This window comes from Salirhabdus euzebyi, from assembly GCF_014207435.1.
GTDB classification, from domain to species: Bacteria; Bacillota; Bacilli; order Bacillales; family Alkalibacillaceae; genus Salirhabdus; species Salirhabdus euzebyi.
Genome location: NZ_JACHGH010000006.1, coordinates 204,915 through 221,927, shown reverse-complemented (window position 1 = coordinate 221,927; position 17,013 = coordinate 204,915). Strand labels below are relative to the sequence as shown.

Annotated in this window: 20 protein-coding genes; 1 reads left to right on the top strand and 19 read right to left on the bottom strand. The window is 39.2% G+C overall.

Annotated elements, in window-relative coordinates:
- The 14 genes from HNQ94_RS11885 to HNQ94_RS11820 form a co-directional block, all read right to left on the bottom strand.
- Positions 1-549 carry an NADH-quinone oxidoreductase subunit C gene (locus HNQ94_RS11885; RefSeq protein WP_174496499.1) on the bottom strand — a complete coding sequence of 183 codons (549 nt, stop codon included), beginning with the start codon at positions 547-549 and terminating at the stop codon, positions 1-3.
- Entirely contained in the window at positions 546-1,064 is a 519-nt protein-coding gene (locus HNQ94_RS11880) for a NuoB/complex I 20 kDa subunit family protein (RefSeq protein WP_174496500.1), read from the bottom strand. The genes HNQ94_RS11885 and HNQ94_RS11880 overlap by 4 nt, the downstream gene beginning before the upstream one ends.
- A complete protein-coding gene (locus HNQ94_RS11875; RefSeq protein ID WP_174496501.1) occupies positions 1,055-1,429 on the bottom strand; it encodes an NADH-quinone oxidoreductase subunit A in 375 nt (124 codons plus the stop codon). The genes HNQ94_RS11880 and HNQ94_RS11875 overlap by 10 nt, the downstream gene beginning before the upstream one ends.
- 773 nt (positions 1,430-2,202) lie before the next feature.
- Positions 2,203-2,601: a F0F1 ATP synthase subunit epsilon gene (locus tag HNQ94_RS11870; RefSeq protein ID WP_174496502.1), complete on the bottom strand. Its 399-nt coding sequence runs from the start codon at positions 2,599-2,601 to the stop codon at positions 2,203-2,205.
- 50 nt (positions 2,602-2,651) lie between these two features.
- Positions 2,652-4,061 (bottom strand): F0F1 ATP synthase subunit beta, encoded by a 1,410-nt coding sequence (atpD, locus tag HNQ94_RS11865; RefSeq protein ID WP_174496503.1) that lies wholly within the window; start codon positions 4,059-4,061, stop codon positions 2,652-2,654.
- Positions 4,062-4,097: 36 nt separating this feature from the next.
- Positions 4,098-4,958 carry an ATP synthase F1 subunit gamma gene (gene atpG / locus HNQ94_RS11860; protein ID WP_174496504.1) on the bottom strand — a complete coding sequence of 287 codons (861 nt, stop codon included), beginning with the start codon at positions 4,956-4,958 and terminating at the stop codon, positions 4,098-4,100.
- Between the two features lie 44 nt (positions 4,959-5,002).
- Positions 5,003-6,511 carry a F0F1 ATP synthase subunit alpha gene (atpA, locus tag HNQ94_RS11855; RefSeq protein ID WP_174496505.1) on the bottom strand — a complete coding sequence of 503 codons (1,509 nt, stop codon included), beginning with the start codon at positions 6,509-6,511 and terminating at the stop codon, positions 5,003-5,005.
- Between the two features lie 18 nt (positions 6,512-6,529).
- Positions 6,530-7,075 carry a F0F1 ATP synthase subunit delta gene (locus HNQ94_RS11850; RefSeq protein WP_174496506.1) on the bottom strand — a complete coding sequence of 182 codons (546 nt, stop codon included), beginning with the start codon at positions 7,073-7,075 and terminating at the stop codon, positions 6,530-6,532.
- Positions 7,072-7,596, bottom strand: a complete 525-nt coding sequence (gene atpF / locus HNQ94_RS11845; RefSeq protein ID WP_174496507.1) for a F0F1 ATP synthase subunit B — start codon at positions 7,594-7,596, stop codon at positions 7,072-7,074. Before atpF ends, HNQ94_RS11850 begins: the two co-directional genes overlap by 4 nt.
- A gap of 166 nt (positions 7,597-7,762) precedes the next feature.
- Entirely contained in the window at positions 7,763-7,981 is a 219-nt protein-coding gene (gene atpE / locus HNQ94_RS11840) for a F0F1 ATP synthase subunit C (protein WP_174496508.1), read from the bottom strand.
- Positions 7,982-8,031: 50 nt separating this feature from the next.
- Entirely contained in the window at positions 8,032-8,754 is a 723-nt protein-coding gene (atpB, locus tag HNQ94_RS11835) for a F0F1 ATP synthase subunit A (RefSeq protein ID WP_174496509.1), read from the bottom strand.
- A gap of 18 nt (positions 8,755-8,772) precedes the next feature.
- Positions 8,773-9,147: an ATP synthase subunit I gene (locus tag HNQ94_RS11830; RefSeq protein WP_174496510.1), complete on the bottom strand. Its 375-nt coding sequence runs from the start codon at positions 9,145-9,147 to the stop codon at positions 8,773-8,775.
- Between the two features lies 1 nt (position 9,148).
- Positions 9,149-9,367 carry an AtpZ/AtpI family protein gene (locus HNQ94_RS11825; protein WP_174496511.1) on the bottom strand — a complete coding sequence of 73 codons (219 nt, stop codon included), beginning with the start codon at positions 9,365-9,367 and terminating at the stop codon, positions 9,149-9,151.
- A gap of 119 nt (positions 9,368-9,486) precedes the next feature.
- Complete coding sequence (locus HNQ94_RS11820) at positions 9,487-11,658, bottom strand: S8 family serine peptidase (protein WP_174496512.1); 2,172 nt, start codon at positions 11,656-11,658, stop codon at positions 9,487-9,489.
- Between the two features lie 158 nt (positions 11,659-11,816).
- On the opposite strand from HNQ94_RS11820, the gene HNQ94_RS11815 reads away from it, so the two are divergent.
- Positions 11,817-11,951 carry a YpzI family protein gene (locus HNQ94_RS11815; RefSeq protein ID WP_174496513.1) on the top strand — a complete coding sequence of 45 codons (135 nt, stop codon included), beginning with the start codon at positions 11,817-11,819 and terminating at the stop codon, positions 11,949-11,951.
- Between the two features lie 58 nt (positions 11,952-12,009).
- On the opposite strand, the gene HNQ94_RS11810 is transcribed toward HNQ94_RS11815, so the two are convergent.
- The 5 genes from HNQ94_RS11810 to HNQ94_RS11790 form a co-directional block, all read right to left on the bottom strand.
- Complete coding sequence (locus HNQ94_RS11810) at positions 12,010-13,149, bottom strand: M20 family metallopeptidase (protein WP_174496514.1); 1,140 nt, start codon at positions 13,147-13,149, stop codon at positions 12,010-12,012.
- 78 nt (positions 13,150-13,227) lie between these two features.
- Entirely contained in the window at positions 13,228-13,869 is a 642-nt protein-coding gene (locus tag HNQ94_RS11805) for an ABC transporter permease (RefSeq protein WP_174496515.1), read from the bottom strand.
- A gap of 20 nt (positions 13,870-13,889) precedes the next feature.
- Positions 13,890-14,804 carry a glycine betaine ABC transporter substrate-binding protein gene (locus tag HNQ94_RS11800; RefSeq protein ID WP_174496516.1) on the bottom strand — a complete coding sequence of 305 codons (915 nt, stop codon included), beginning with the start codon at positions 14,802-14,804 and terminating at the stop codon, positions 13,890-13,892.
- 299 nt (positions 14,805-15,103) lie between these two features.
- Complete coding sequence (locus tag HNQ94_RS11795; RefSeq protein ID WP_174496517.1) at positions 15,104-15,745, bottom strand: ABC transporter permease; 642 nt, start codon at positions 15,743-15,745, stop codon at positions 15,104-15,106.
- A complete protein-coding gene (locus HNQ94_RS11790) occupies positions 15,746-16,867 on the bottom strand; it encodes a betaine/proline/choline family ABC transporter ATP-binding protein (RefSeq protein ID WP_174496518.1) in 1,122 nt (373 codons plus the stop codon).
- Positions 16,868-17,013 lie beyond the last annotated feature (146 nt).

Here is a 17,013-nt window from a genome sequence, read left to right as displayed (position 1 = left end):
CTACACCTCCACATCGTACGGCTCATAATCTTTTCTAAGTGGGTACCCTTTCCAATCCTCACCGAGAAGAATCCTTTTTAAGTCTGGGTGATTGTGGAAGACGATACCGAGTAGGTCATACACTTCACTTTCCGGCCAATTTGCTCCTTCCCAAATTGGGACGAGTGAATCAACTTTCGGATTTTCCCGATCCACTTTCACTTTGAGGGCGATGCTATGCTTTTTTTCCATGGAATATAAATGAACGTAAATTTCCATATATGTTTCATAATCAATGCCGTGTAGGTCGGATAAATAATTGAATTGTAGGTCAGAATGTTCTCTAAGGAGTTTTGCAACATGGAAGTATTGGTCGATTGTTGCAACAATGGTAGGTATATCTTTTGATGAGCGATTAATATAAGATTCTTCTATACTGTCATCGCCGAGGTGTTGGTGGATAATCGATACAAAATTTTTCAGTATTGGTTCGTTTGGGGATGGTTTTTGCTCGACTTGTTCTTCTTCTTCCTTTTTTCGTCTAGGTCGTTTTTCTTTTTCCTCTGTCACTGGTTCGTCACCCGCTTTCCTGTTTTAGCTTCATAGCGGATTTTTTCCTGCAGTTTATTAATGCCATAAATGAGGGCAGCAGGATTTGGCGGACAACCTGGAATGTACACATCGACTGGAACGACTTGGTCGACTCCTTTTACGACCGAATAGGACTTAATGTAAGGTCCACCGGCTGTTGCACATGATCCCATCGCAATAACCCATTTTGGTTCTGCCATTTGGTCATAAAGTCTGCGAACGATTGGTGCCATTTTTTTCGTAACGGTCCCGGATACAATCATGCAGTCAGATTGACGTGGGGACGTTCGGAAAATCGAGCCGAAGCGATCTAAATCATAATGGGAAGCACCGACTCCCATCATTTCAATTGCGCAGCAGGCAAGACCGAATTGAACTGGCCATAACGAGTTACTTCGGGCCCATGCTTTCAACTGCTCAAGCGTTACAAAAAAGACATTTCGCTTAATTTCTTCCTCATTCTCTACTCGAATATTTTCTAAGTTCATCTCCATTTCAGCACCTTCTTTTTCCATGCGTATACTAAACCAAGAAACAACATGACGATAAAGATTAACATTTCAATAAGTGCAAATACCCCAAGCTTTTCATAGGCGACTGCCCATGGATAAAGAAAAACTGTTTCCACATCAAAAATAACAAATAGCAAAGCAAATAAATAATAGCGAACATGAAATTGAACCCGCGCATCCTGGAAGGGTTCCATCCCACTTTCGTACGTAAGCATTTTTTGTTCCGTCGGCTGGTTGGGACGTAATAATCTCCCAACAGATAGTGCGACAATTGGTAGCATTAACGCAACAAAAAGAAAAACAATGACGAATAAGTAGCTGTTCTGATAGATGTTAAGAGACTCCATACATCCACCTCTGTCTTTGTATTTTCTGAATCTTTACATAATTTTGGAACCGTTTTCATTATAGCAAAGTGACTCTATTGTGTCGATATTTCCCTTTAAAATATCATTCATCACCCTATATCTATGATACTAATTTGGTAGACATGCGTTAAAAATGTTCGCGATTATTCTAAGGTGGTTAAATGTTATCCGGAGTGTGTAAGAATTATTCGGTTTTGGGTTTGCCTTATTAAGAGTTCGTATGGGGGAATGAGGGGTCTGGCAGAAAGTATCAAGAGTTCGTAACAATATATATAATGTATATGCTTGTATCAGTATGAGAGGGGATTGATGATCTGTTATCAGGAGTTCATGACGTTTTTCTAGTGAGGGACATGTCTTATTAGGAGTTGATTTAGTTTTTTGCTGAGGGTTTAACGCGATATCAGGAGTCCACCAATATATATCAGGAGTTCAGGAAAAAATATTAGGAGTTAGCGAGATCATATCAAATGTACAGGTTGCTTAATAAAGTGAGGGCCGACTTTCTTGTTATCAGGAGCCCATACGAATATATTAAGAATAGGTCACGATTTATTAGGAGTTGAGTGTATAGTATCAAGAGTAAGCCACGACTTATCAGGAGTTCAGCGTAAAGTATCAAGGGGTGTACACCAATAAATCCAGTGTTCACAACTAACTATCAAGAGCCTGCATAAAAATCTCATCAAAAAAGCCCCGGGTAAGCGGATAAAAATCCACTCACTCGAGGCTTTTAACGTTACGTTTTTGCTTTAGGCGCCTGCAACGTCTAAACGGTTAATGGCACGCTTTAGTGCTAATTCAGCCCGCTTAAAATCAATATCATCTTGTTTTTCTTGAAGGCGTCGTTCCGCACGTTCTTTTGCTTTACGAGCTCTTTCTACATCGATCTCAGTTGGTCTTTCAGCGGATTGTGCTAAAATAGTTACTTTATCAGGACGAACTTCTAGGAATCCACCGCTGACAGCAATGTTGTCCGAGTCTCCTTGCTTTTTCAGACGTACAGCACTAATTGTTAATGGTGCTACGAGTGGAATGTGACCTGGTAAAATACCAAGCTCACCAGTTTCCGACTTACAGCTTACCATTTCGTACGCATCTTCCAATACAGGGCCGTCAGGAGTAACAACACTCACAGTTAGTGTTTTCATGCTAACCCCTCCTCGGGCTTGAATTAAATAGTTGATGACTCAATATTTAATTACATATTTTTTGCAGCTTCTACAACTTCCTCAATACGTCCAACTAGACGGAATGCGTCCTCTGGAAGATCATCGTATTTACCGTCAAGGATTTGTTTGAATCCTTGAACTGTTTCTTGTACTGGAACATAAGAACCAGGTTGACCAGTAAACTGCTCGGCAACGTGGAAGTTTTGCGATAGGAAGAACTGAATACGACGTGCACGAGATACTGTTAGTTTATCTTCGTCACTTAGCTCATCCATACCTAGAATTGCGATAATATCTTGAAGTTCTTTGTAACGTTGTAGTGTACGTTGAACTTCACGAGCTACGTTATAGTGCTCTTCCCCAACAATGTTCGGGTCAAGTGCACGAGATGTTGAAGCTAGTGGATCCACCGCTGGGTAGATACCTTGCTCAGACAATTTACGCTCAAGGTTAGTTGTTGCATCTAAGTGAGCGAAAGTTGTTGCTGGTGCTGGATCCGTATAGTCATCGGCAGGTACATATACTGCTTGGATAGACGTGATAGATCCTTTATCCGTTGACGTAATACGTTCTTGTAATTGACCCATATCTGTTGCAAGAGTAGGCTGGTAACCTACGGCAGATGGCATACGACCTAGTAGGGCAGATACCTCTGAACCTGCTTGCGTGAAACGGAAAATGTTGTCAATGAATAGTAGAACGTCTTGTCCTTGTTCATCACGGAAATACTCAGCCATAGTCAAACCAGTCAAGGCAACACGCATACGTGCACCAGGTGGCTCGTTCATCTGACCGAATACCATTGCTGTCTTTTTAATAACGCCTGAGTCGCTCATTTCAAAGTATAGGTCGTTTCCTTCACGAGTACGTTCCCCTACACCTGCGAATACGGAAATACCACCGTGTTCTTGAGCGATGTTGTTGATTAATTCCTGGATTAATACGGTTTTACCTACACCGGCACCACCGAATAGTCCGATCTTACCACCCTTAATATAAGGAGCTAGCAAGTCAACTACTTTAATACCAGTTTCTAAAATTTCTGTTTTTGTAGATAGGTTTTCAAACTTTGGTGCTTCTCTGTGGATTGGAGCACGTTGAACATCCGCAGCTACTGCGTCACCAAGGTCAATTTCTTCACCTAATACGTTAAATACACGACCAAGTGTACTTTCACCTACAGGTACTGAAATAGGAGCACCTGTATCTTCTACTTCTGTTCCACGAACAAGTCCTTCTGTTCCGGACATGGCAATCGTACGTACTGTATCATCACCTAAGTGTAAAGCAACTTCTAAAGTAAGATCGATATTTACGCCAGATGCATTTTCCACATTTTGATGTACTTTTAAAGCGTTATAGATTTCAGGTAAATGACCACTTTCAAAGCGTACGTCTACTACTGGTCCTGTAACCTGAATTATACGTCCTTTGCTCATCCTTTTCCCTCCTAACTTCATTCCATTCATTACAACCTATTCTAATGCTGCTGCTCCACCAACAATTTCACTAATTTCTTGTGTAATTGCAGCTTGTCGTGCACGGTTATAGGATAATGTTAAGCCATCAATGATGTCATCAGCGTTATCCGTCGCACTCTTCATAGCAGTTCTACGTGCAGCATGTTCACTTGCTTTAGCGTCTAAGATTGCACCATAAATTAAAGTCTCTGCATATTGTGGTAATAAAACATTCAATATTTCCTCTTGGTTAGGTTCATACTCGTAAGAACTCAACGATTTACCTTCTGAACTCATTTCCGTAAGAGGCAATAATTGCTTTTGGGTTACCACTTGAGAGATGGCACTTTCATAGTGATTGTAGAATAAGTGCAGTTCATCGACTTCACCATCTACAAACAAATTAACTGTATTGTAGGCAATATCTTTTATATCGGCAAATTCCGGTTGATCGCTTACACCAACAACCTCATTTGAAATAGGAACGTCACGTTTTTTGAAAAACTCACGTCCAACTTTTCCGATAGCTATAACTGTATATTCCTCAGGAGAATTGTGCTTTTCACGAATCGTGTTATACACCTTACGAATAACGTTACTGTTATAAGCACCAGCCAAACCACGATCAGAAGTAATGACAACATATCCAGTTTTCTTTACTTCTCTCGACTTTAACATCGGATGATCAGCGTCAAGACTACCAGTGGAAATACTAGTTACAACCTCTTGAATCTTTTCCATATAAGGAAGAAACGCTTTTACATTTTGCTCTGCTTTATTTAGCTTAGCAGCTGAAACCATTTGCATCGCATTTGTAATTTGTTTCGTTTTTTTCGTGGAAGAAATTCTTCCCTTTATATCACGAAGAGATGCCACTCCGTTTCACCACCTTTTTTCGGCTAGGTTCCGATTAAAACGAATTACTCTGAAACAACAAATGTTTTCTTAAAGCCTTCAATTGCGTTGTTGAAGTCTGCAGTTTCAGGTAAGTTACCAGTGTTACGTATATGCTCAAAAATTTCATTTGCGTTCTTTTCAATATACTCAAACATTTCAGCTTCGAAACGTTGAATATCTGCAACTGGAATATCATCAAGGAATCCGTTAACAAGTGCGTATATAATCGCTACTTGCTTTTCAACGCCTAATGGCTTGTGAAGTCCTTGTTTTAATACTTCAACTGTTCTAGCACCACGGTTTAATTTCGCTTGTGTTGCTCTATCCAGGTCAGAACCAAACTGAGCAAATGATTCAAGTTCACGGTATGAAGCTAAGTCTAGACGAAGCGTACCAGCAACTTTTTTCATTGCTTTAATTTGTGCTGAACCACCTACACGGGATACAGATAAACCTGCGTTAACCGCTGGACGTACACCGGAGTGGAATAGATCAGACTCAAGGAAAATTTGTCCATCCGTGATGGAAATAACGTTTGTTGGAATGTAAGCAGAAATGTCACCTGCTTGTGTTTCAACGAATGGTAATGCAGTTAAAGAACCGCCACCCTTTTCGTCACTAAGTTTTGCAGCACGCTCTAACAAACGAGAATGTAGATAGAATACATCACCAGGGAATGCTTCACGACCTGGAGGACGACGAAGTAATAATGAAAGTTCACGATAAGCTGCTGCTTGTTTAGACAAGTCATCGTAAATTACTAATACGTGCTTACCGTTATACATGAACTCTTCTCCAAGTGTTACACCTGTATATGGAGCTAGGTATAAAAGTGGAGCTGGTTGTGATGCACTAGCTGTTACAACGATTGTGTAATCTAGAGCCCCTTGTTGACGTAATGTTTCAACAACACCACGAACAGTAGATTCTTTTTGCCCAATAGCAACATAGATACAAATCATATCTTGATCTTTTTGGTTAATGATTGTGTCTAGTGCTACCGCTGTTTTACCAGTTTGGCGGTCACCGATAATTAACTCACGTTGTCCACGACCAACTGGGATCATGGAATCGATAACTTTTAGTCCTGTTTGTAATGGCTCATGTACTGATTTACGATCCATTACACCAGGTGCTGGAGATTCGATTGGACGTGTTTTTGTTGTTTCAATTGGGCCTCTGCCATCAACTGGCTGACCAAGTGAGTTAACAACACGACCTAGCATTGCTTCTCCAACAGGTACTTGCATGATACGTCCTGTACGACGAACTTCATCACCTTCACGGATATCTCTGAATGGTCCAAGAATAACAACACCAACGTTGCTTTCTTCCAGGTTTTGAACTAACCCCATAACACCATTAGAAAATTCTACAAGTTCACCGGACATAACATCATTAAGACCATGAACACGTGCAATACCGTCACCAACCTGAATGACAGTACCAATATCACTTACTTCTATATCAGTTTCGTAATTTTCAATTTGTTGCTTAATCAATGCACTGATTTCTTCAGCTTTGATGCTCATCCAATTTCACCCCTATCATCAATAGTTCACAGAAACTAGCTTGCGTTCCATGCGCTCAAGCTTACCACTTACTGTACCATCATAGATTTTGTTACCGATCTTAAGCTTTACTCCACCAAGAACAGTTGAATCTACAATATTAGTAATACGTAGTGACTTAAACCCGAGCTTTTCCGCAAACACCTTCTGTAGTGAATCTTTTTCACTATCCGTTAAAGCACGAGCTGAATATGCTTCAGCATCAGCAATTCCATACACTTCATTTGTCATATCAATAAATGATTGCGTCATGGAAGGGATAGCATCTTCACGATGGCGGTCTAACATAATATATAGCGTGTTTAGCAATTCTTTGGAAGCTCCTTGAAAAGCTTCTTTCAGAAATTCTTTTTTCTTCTCAATAGCAATTTTCGGTTGCTTTAGAAATTCGGAAAGTTTACTATTCGCTTCAAACACTTCACGAACAGTACGTACTTCCTTTTCTAGTTGTTCTAAAATTGATTTTTCTTGTCCGAGTTGAAAAAGAGCCACTGCATAACGGGTTGCTACTACAGAATCACTCATCGCTCTTCTCCTACCTCTTTAATATATTCATTGATAAGTTTTTCTTGGTCTTTCTCAGAAAGTTCCTTCTCAATAACCTTGCTAGCAATACGTACGGACAAGGAAGCAACTTGATCTTGTAATGCTTGAATAGCTTTGTCTTTTTCTTGCTCGATTTCTTGACGAGCGGACTCTTTTATACGTTCTGCCTCTTGACGAGCAGCAGTTATAATAGATTGTTCTTGACTCTTCGCTGTTTGTTTAGCGTTCTCAATAATTTCTTGAGCGTCTTGTCTTGTCGCCTTGATTTGTTCTTGAGCTTCTTTTGCTAAACGCTCTGCTTCTGAACGGTTTTTCTCAGCTGTGTCAATTTCATTTGCAATATGTTGTTCACGTTCTATCATGATTCCCATTAATGGGCCCCAAGCAAACTTCTTTAGAAGAGCTAATAAAACAACAAAGATTATTAATGAAGCAAGCATATCGCCAATATTTAAATGAAATCCACCAGCACCTAGCACCAGTATGCTTGAATCTAGCATTGCCTACACTCCTTTCGCCTTAACATTTACATGAGGCTTAACATTAGAAAAACTTGGCTTGTGGCCAAGTACCTATAGCGAAAGCCTAGGGTTTTTACTTTGTCTTGAAAAGAATAAAGGAAAGGCGAAGTTCATTTTGCGTTACTCCGCCATTATTACTAATTGACTATCTACCCATTACCATAAATGCGATAACAACAGCGATGATTGGAAGTGCCTCTACTAGTGCAACCCCGATAAACATTGTTGTTTGAAGAGCACCACGTAGTTCTGGTTGACGAGCGATACCTTCTACTGTACGACTTACGATAAGACCGTTACCAATACCTGCACCTAATGCCGCTAAACCTACTGCAATTGCAGCTGCTAAAACTCCTAAACCCATTGAAAATTCCTCCTCAGAATATAGTTAATTAATTTTGGTTTTGATATAAATTAATGGTCATGGCTCAATTTGTGTGCCATATAAACCATTGTTAACATAGTAAAGATAAATGCTTGGATTGCTCCGATAAATAAACTAAAGCCTTGCCATGCCATCATTGGAAGGAAACCACCTATAGCCCCGCCAACTCCTGACGTAATCATCCCAGCTAGTAAGCCGAGAAGAATTTCACCTGCATAAATGTTACCGAATAGACGAAGACCTAACGTCAACGTATTGGCAAACTCTTCAATAATTTTGAATGGAAATAAAAATGGTAACGGTTTGAAAAATCCTTTACCGTATTCCTTTACACCATTCATCTTAACACCGTAATAGTTCGTTAAAATGATAACCATTGCGGCTAGCGATAACGTGATACCTGGATCTGATGTTGGTGATTTCCACCATAAATCATGATTAACAGATACCATTGTAATTACCCCTAAAATGTTGGCAACAAAGATAAACGTAAGCAACGTTAACCCTAATGGAAGAAACTGCTTTCCTGTTTTCCAATCCATATTGCTACCAATAATACCTTTTACGAAATCAACAACCCATTCCATAAAATTTTGTAATCCTTTTGGCTTTCGCTGCAGGTTACGACTTGCTACTACACCAAGGATAAACACGATGATAGCGGTAATTAACAACATAAACACGTTGGAAAGGTTGAAATCTAACCATGAGATCCCAAACGCATTCTCATACAAAGGTGCTTCATGTTCCAAATTTATTCACCTCTCTTCCTAGGGTTTAGATCTTGTATGATGAAGAATAAAATCTATCATAATGACAAAATAAATTGTCACTAATCCAATAACAACTGCTATCATATGGAAATGTTCAGGATAGCGGAGCGCTACGACTACTGCTAATGCAGCACCAGCAAAGCGCGACATGGTACCAAGTGTTCTTGCCGTTACATTTTCTGCAGCAGCATGTCCAACTTGATTGATTTTTCGCTGTAATAACCAGAGGTTAAAAAAGCCGATAGAGGAGCCTAAAATTAGGCCTAAAAAAACTTCTTTATAGGTGGTAAAACCCCAACCCAGGAAAAAGAGCGCGAGTAAATACAACATCCATCTTCTTTGTCTTGAGACCATTCCTTCATAAAATAGCATGCTATTCTTCTCCTGTGTACTTTTTCACTAAGTATATAGTGGCGTAAACTCCTGATGCTAACCCAATGAAAAGTCCAATAATTAAAAACAGGGGTTCTGTTGAAAGTTTTTGGTCAATCCATCTGCCAAAGAAAATGCCTATAAGTGTTGACCCAGCTAAATTGGAGAGGATCCCACTCGTTAATGCAATGGCTCGAAAAGGATATTGACTTTTACCCATTTTGAAAACTCCCATCAAAAGGGTTTCGACATGAATCAAGTACGGTTGTAAGCCTTACCATACACCTAAATTAGCATACAATAGTGGCTTTTCCTTTGTCAATGAATTTCCCCTCAAATTTACGGTTGGAGAGGGAAATTTTGAAATTCTGTCACAAAAGAATCATAAGTTTTGCCGTTTCGTATCTTGACAAATACTAAATAGCTATTTTCGACAAATTCACCTCTGTTAATAATTCCCTCATGCATCCCAGGTTTTACCTCCTCATCCTCCACGATTGTTTTGACATATCGTAAGGATTCTGGCTCATACAGATCGATTGTTAGCTGCTCTGCTCCATCAGGTAAATACATGGAATACTTAAACTTGTCCTGTTCAAAAGGAGATAAAGTTAATTCAACCCCATCAATTTTCGGATAATCTGCTGTTTCATTGACGAATAAATAAGGAAGATAAACTTCATCGTTTCCATTATATAATGTTAACCACCCTTGATGTAGTCCTTTCTCTAATTTTCTAGAATTTACCCTTAATCCTACAGTAATGTGCTTTTTTTCCTTTGGCTTCACATAAAAGGTTTGCGGAATATCCCAAACAACTCCTGATTCATGATGTGGATAATCAAAACGGAATTTCTTCGTTTCCTCACTACGATTTTCCACTACAATATCTACTTTCTTTTCTTTTACTCCTTCGTTAATTTTCCCAAACGTAAGTCGACTTTCGTAAATCAATATTTCTGGATTGATACTTTTTTCTGTTTGGATTGCTCCCATTCCCTGTTCAATTGGCTGATATAGCGAACCAGTTTCATTTTTAAAAGGCTTTGCTGTACTAAGAACGGCTGCTTTCAATTTATTAGGCCCCCAATCGGGATGGGCTTCTTTTATTAAAGCTAATACACCAGCTACATAAGGTGATGCCATACTAGTACCTTGTAGCTCCTGATAACCACCAGGTACAGTGCTCGCAATTTCAACGCCCGGAGCAATAATCTCCGGCTTGATGTCCCAGTTAGCTACAACAGGACCTTTAGAACTGAACGGGGCAAGCTTATCCTTTACTAATTGATAGGAAGTATAAGCCCACTTTTCCTTTCCTTTTTGTAACAGCCATTCACCATCTTCTTTCGTCATCGCCGCTACTGGAATCGAAGTTGTTTCGGTTAATCCTCCTTGAAAAACACCTTCCTCGTTATTATAAATAATGACACCTACTGCACCGGCTTTTTCGGCAACCTGTACCTTTTCCGAAAATGGGATTTCTCCTCTTTTAAAAATCACTATTTTCCCTTGTACATCCGGTAATGCTTCTTTACCTAACCCTCCATTGACGAGTTGATACGGTTTAGAAAAATTCCATTCTGGTGAACCCACTAGCATTTGGAGTGGAAGCTTTCTATCCTCTAATGGGATGGTCAAATATGGGATTTTTATTTCCGTAATAGATGCCCCAACAGATAACGCTTTAACAGACGTAGCAGGAGAAGCTACCGTCCAGTTATCCGGACCCGCATTTCCATTCGCAATCACAACCGCAACGCCCATTTCAATTGCTTTGTTTACCGCAATACTTGTTGGCCAGTCAGGACTGTTGACTGAATTGCCGAGAGAAAGGTTAATAATATCCATTCCATCCTCTACCGCTTTTTCAAGTGCTGCTACAATCCCTACGGATGAACCAACTCCACCAGGTCCGAGCGCCCGATAAGCATATAGATCTGCATTTGGGGCTACACCTTTCATTTCCCCGTTTGCAGCAATAATCCCTGAAACGTGAGTTCCGTGTAATGTTGGCATCCCTTCTGTCGGCAACGTTTCCATCGGTTGATCATCGAAGTCTACGACATCATAGCCGCCTTTATAGTTTCTTTTTAAATCCGGATGGGAGTAATCCATTCCCGTATCAATGACGCCTACTTTTACCCCTTTCCCTGTATAAGGCGTATTTACGTTTCGTTTCGGTGGCTTGATAGGAGAAGGTGAATGGGCAGCATTCGGTACTTCATACTTTTGAGCAGGATGTATGGTCCGCACAAAGTCCTCCTTATCAATATCGTATAAATCTTTACTTTTCCCCTTTAGTGCAAGTGCGTTCAATAACGTGTCGTATACATGAATGACCTCTACAAATGGATGATAATCCTCTATGTACGCTTTCCATTTGTTCGGATCACCTTCCACTTCCACAATAATGGCCATGTCTTCTGCTAAGATAGCATCTGTTTGAATTGGTGATATCGCAACTGTAAATACTAGTGTTATCGCTAAAAGTAATTGTCGAAGTCTCATATAACGAAAAATCTCCCCAATTTTTTCTTTTACCTTTTGCATAAATGCTGTAAATTATGCGTGTTACATCTAGCATTAGTGGAAGAAAGTTGAATAGCTACTCTTTTTTTAAGAAATAGTAAAAGGAATGATATTTGAACAATAAGGAGGGACCAACGATGGGAAAAGATAGGCAGGAAACGAAACAAAGAAAATCAGGTAGAGCAGCTCCTGACCGTGATCAAGCACTTCACTATGGAGGAGCTACAAAACTAGAGAACGAGGAAAGAGCAAGAGACAATAATAAAGATTAATTTAGTCGCAAAAAAACCACGTATGTGTTTAGTCACATACGTGGTTTTTGCTTAGTTGTTACTTATTATATTGCTTCCAATAATCAAAAATGGTTGATGTTAGAACCTTGGCGCCATTAGTTAGTGCTCTTTCATCAATATCAAATTTAGGATGATGATACGGATAAATGAATCCTTTTTCTTCATTTGCTGACCCAGTGAAAAAATAGGTTCCTGGTCTCTCTTGTAAAAAATAAGAGAAATCCTCTGCGCCCATAGTAGGTGGGTCTTCTTTGATACTCTCTTCTGGTAAGACATCTTTTGCCGCGTTAACGAGAAGTTGATTCATCGTCTTATCGTTTAACGTTGCTGGGTAGCCAAACTGATAATCAATGTGATAATCGGCACCAAACGCTTTACACGTGTGTTCTGTAATTTGCTGGACCCAATCATGGATTTCTTGCCTGACGTCTTTATCGAATGTTCGGACTGTTCCTTCTAACCTACCATAACCAGAAATAACATTTGCTTTTTTCCCTGCTTGAAAAGATCCTATCGTAAGAACGGCAGACTTTAGTGGGTCTACTTTACGGCTAACTATTTGATGTAAATTACTTACGAGTTGGCTTCCAATCGAAATAACATCGGTTGTGTCATGCGGAAATGCTGCATGTCCACCTACCCCTTTTATTTCAATCACAAAATCATCAGATGATCCGAAAATATAGCCATTACTGTGCGAAATCGTGTTAACTGGAATATAGTTTTCCATGTGAGTAGCAAAAATGGCATCAACACCCTCTAAGGCACCATCTTCCACCATCGATTTTGCTCCACCTGGGTCTTGTTCTTCAGCATGCTGATGAATAAAGACTACAGTCCCCTCTAACTCGTCTTTCACCTCTACTAATGCTTTGGCCATACCTAAAGCTATCGCTGTATGGGCATCGTGACCACAAGCGTGCATCACGCCTGGATTTTTCGATTTATACGGAACATTATTTTCTTCTTCAATTGGTAACGCATCAAAATCTGCTCTAATCGCTACTGTTTTACCTGGCTTTCCGCCACGTAATGTAGCAACAATACCTAAACCACCGACATTCGTTTGAACCTCTAATCCAAGCTTCGATTGATAATCGGCAATAAACTTAGCCGTCTCATGCTCTTCAAAGGATAATTCTGGGTACATGTGCAAATGTCTCCGCACTTCAACCATTTCATCATATAATTCGTCTATTCTAGAAAAAACGCTACTTTTTAAAATAATGGATCGCTCCTTACTTGTGCGAATCGATTACACTGTTCGTTGTTTTGTCTTTTTCTCTACTCGTCCTAAAATTAAATCTGCAGTAATGGCAAGTAATGCAGCAGGAATAGCACCTGCGTAAATTTTCACTTCAGATTGGAGACTAATACCGGAAATAATTTCTTTACCAAGACCACCTGCACCGATATATGGTCCAATACAAGCTACCGCAACGGCAATAACAGAAGCCACTCTTAGTCCGGCCATTAGAAATGGAATCGATAATGGAAATTGTACTTTTCTTAATAATTGTAGAGATGTCATTCCGACACCAACACCAGCTTCGATTATGCTGTTATCTACTTCTCTAATCCCAACATACGTATTTCTAACAATTGGAAGAAGGGAGTAGAAGAATAGACCAATTACCATCGTTTCAAATCCTAGTCCAAAGTAAATCATTAAGATTGCTAGCATCGCCAAACTTGGAACTAACTGCAAGATATTCGTTAAAGAAAGAATAAATGGAGCAACTTTTTCATATTTAGCAGCAATTATGCCTAATGGAACACCTACGAGAAGGGCAAGCCCTATCCCGTAGACTACCATTAATAAATGTTCTATTGTTAAAGCTAATAGGTCTGAAGAGTTTTCAGCCATATATTGACCAAGTTCAGTGATAAAGCTCATATGAAATCACCTTTTTTTTATTATTCAAGCATTCCTTTTTCTTGTAGGAATTCAATTGCTACTTCCTCAGTAGAACGCTTGTTAATATCAACTTCATGAATTAATTGAGTCATTTCTTCTGTGCTAATTAATCCAACAATGCTATCAAGAATGTCGCTAACTTCTGGGTATTCATCAATTACAGCGTTTCTAGCAACTAATGACGCATCATATGGTGGGAAGAATGCTTTGTCATCTTCTAATAATGTTAAGTTATATTCTAAAATTTGTGGATCTACTGTATATGCTGTAACAACATCTAATTCGTCATTTTTAATACCTTCATACATTAACGATACTTCCATACCACGTACGTCACCAAAGCTATATCCGTATGCTTCTTGGTAACCTTCATAACCATCATTTGCTCTTTCAACCCAAGAGCTGTCTGTTCCTACTGTAAGTTCATCAGCAAATGGCTCTAATTCAGACATTGTTGTAATGTTATTTTCTGCAGCAAAGTCACCTTGGATTGCAATTCCGTATTGGTTACTAAATCCAATAGAGTCATACCATTTCATGTCATATTTTGCACCGAAAAGTTCTTGTGCTTGTTCAATTGTTCTTTGTGGATCTGTTGAATATTCTACTTCATCTTCATCAAAGTGGTTGTTGTAAACTTCACCAGAATATAGTGTTGCAAAGTCAAATTCTTCACGGTCTAAAGCAGCCATAATCTGTGGACTTGCTTGAATATCTTCCGTAATGTTTACTTCGTGATCTGTTTGATCTTCAACTAATACTTTTACAACTTGGGCCATGATTTTTGGATCTGTGTAAGATTGAGAACCATATTCAAATACTACTCCACCATCAGCAGATTCCTTGCTATCTCCACAAGCTGCTAATGCTAGTACTAATGCGGCTAATACTGTTGCAAATAATAATTTCTTCATATCTAGATGTCCCCTTTTTCTTTTGTATTTTTTTATTTCGGCTGTAGAAGATGTTGCTATTGTAGGTGTTTATGACATGCGAATGTTGATTTCCACTCCAGATACTTCGCTTTCCGCGGGCGGTACGGGGAGCCTCCTCGGCGTTCGCCTGCGGGGTCTCCCCAGCCCCGTATTCCCGCAGGAGTCTCGTATCTTCCGTTTCAATCAACGTGCATAGACTTATTGGGAGCTATTAGTCCGCCAAGCGTGGTCAACAACAGTCCTTATAGCAACTTTCATTTATAAAACAGCCTATATTTTTAAGCTCTGGACAGTTTCTTTTCAACTTTTCCAAAGATAAAATCTAGTAATAATGCGATGCTGATTGCTAGGATGGTTCCGGTAAAGATCATGTGTTTGTCGTTAAAACCGATTCCAGCAAGTACTAATCCTCCTAAACCACCTGCCCCGATAATTGCGGCTAGTGTCGTCCAGCTAATTACATAAACAGTCGTTACTCGAATACCAGACATAATATAAGGAAGGGCAACTGGCAATTCTATCTTAAATAGACGTTGAAAGGTGTTATACCCCATTCCCCTTGCAGCTTCAACAATTCCCGGATCAATTGACTGTACACCTGCGTACGTATTTCTTAGTAATGGTAATAATGCATATAGAAATAATGCTGCTACTGCAGGTTTGAACCCAATTCCTAAAATAGGAATCATTATTGCTAGTAATGCAATGGTAGGAATTGTTTGAAATATATTGGCTACATGGAAGATAGAATTTTTAATTCTCGTACTCTTCATTTTTGTCATATAAATAGCCAAAGGTACTGTAACGAGAACGGCAAGAAGGATAGCAACAAATGAAATGACCATATGTTGGTACGTGTATTCTAAAATAGAATCATATTTATCTTGCCAAAATTCAAAGTAATCTAAGATAAGTTCCATTTACGCCACACCACTCTTACTCTTATATATTTGGTGTAATGCTTCTAATAGTTTCTTATTGTCTACTACTCCTATAAGTTTGTTTTCCTCAGAAAGTAGTGGAATAATAGATTTTTCCCCACTTATTTTACTTAGTAATTCGTTACTATCTGTTGTTTCTTGTACAGTCATCACCGTGTTATCTACCAAATCTACTAGTGATGCTTTTTTGTGATCCAGTGCTTTATAAAGACTGATAACGCCTAAATAAGCTCCTTCAGCATCCACTACTGGCAAGCCAGCTACGTGATTTGAAACCATTTTGTTCACTGCTTCTTCTACAGATAGTGTAGAAGGGATAGATGGATAGTCTTTTACAATGAGTTTATTTAATGGTGGCAATGATTGGTTATTACCTAATCTTTCTTCTCCGATAAACTCTTTTACAAAATCATTTGCCGGGTTGGATAGAAGTTCTTGTGGCGACCCTTTTTGTACAACATGGCCATCTTTCATTAAAATAATTTGGTCAGCAATCTTGATTGCTTCATCCATGTCGTGTGTGACGAATACGATTGTTTTCTTAATTTCTTTTTGAAGGCGAACGAGTTCATCTTGTAGTTGCTCCCTACTTATCGGGTCTAGTGCACTAAAAGGCTCGTCCATGAGTATTGTAGAAGGTTCTGCAGCAAGTGCGCGAATAACACCAATACGCTGTTGCTGTCCTCCACTTAATTCAGAAGGATAACGCTTCATATAAGTTTCTGGCGGTAAGCTAACCATATTTAATAGTTCTTCTACTCGTTGCTTAATTTTCTGCTTTTCCCATTTTAAAAGCTTGGGAACAGTCGCAACATTATCGTAAATAGTCATGTGTGGAAATAAACCAATACTTTGAATAACGTATCCCATTCGGCGGCGAAGCTCTATCGGGTTTATTTCTTTTATATCTTTTCCATCTATTAAAATTTGGCCGTCTGTGTGTTCGGTTAATCTATTTAATAGCTTCATTGTTGTGGTTTTCCCGCAGCCACTAGGACCGATCAAAACATTAATTTTTCCTTCTTCAAACGTAAGGTCAATATCTTTTAATGCTTGAAAACCATCATCATAAACCTTGTTTATCTTTTTCAGTTCAATCACAAGTGTTCCTCCTAATCTTCCTGGAATTACGCCGCGCTCTCTTGCACAAGTACAATTGTATCGCGTTTGAAAAAATTAAGAAAACTCTGTATAAACTTTTAATTGCACAAATTTTATAAAATAATAAGTTTATGAATTGCATAAAG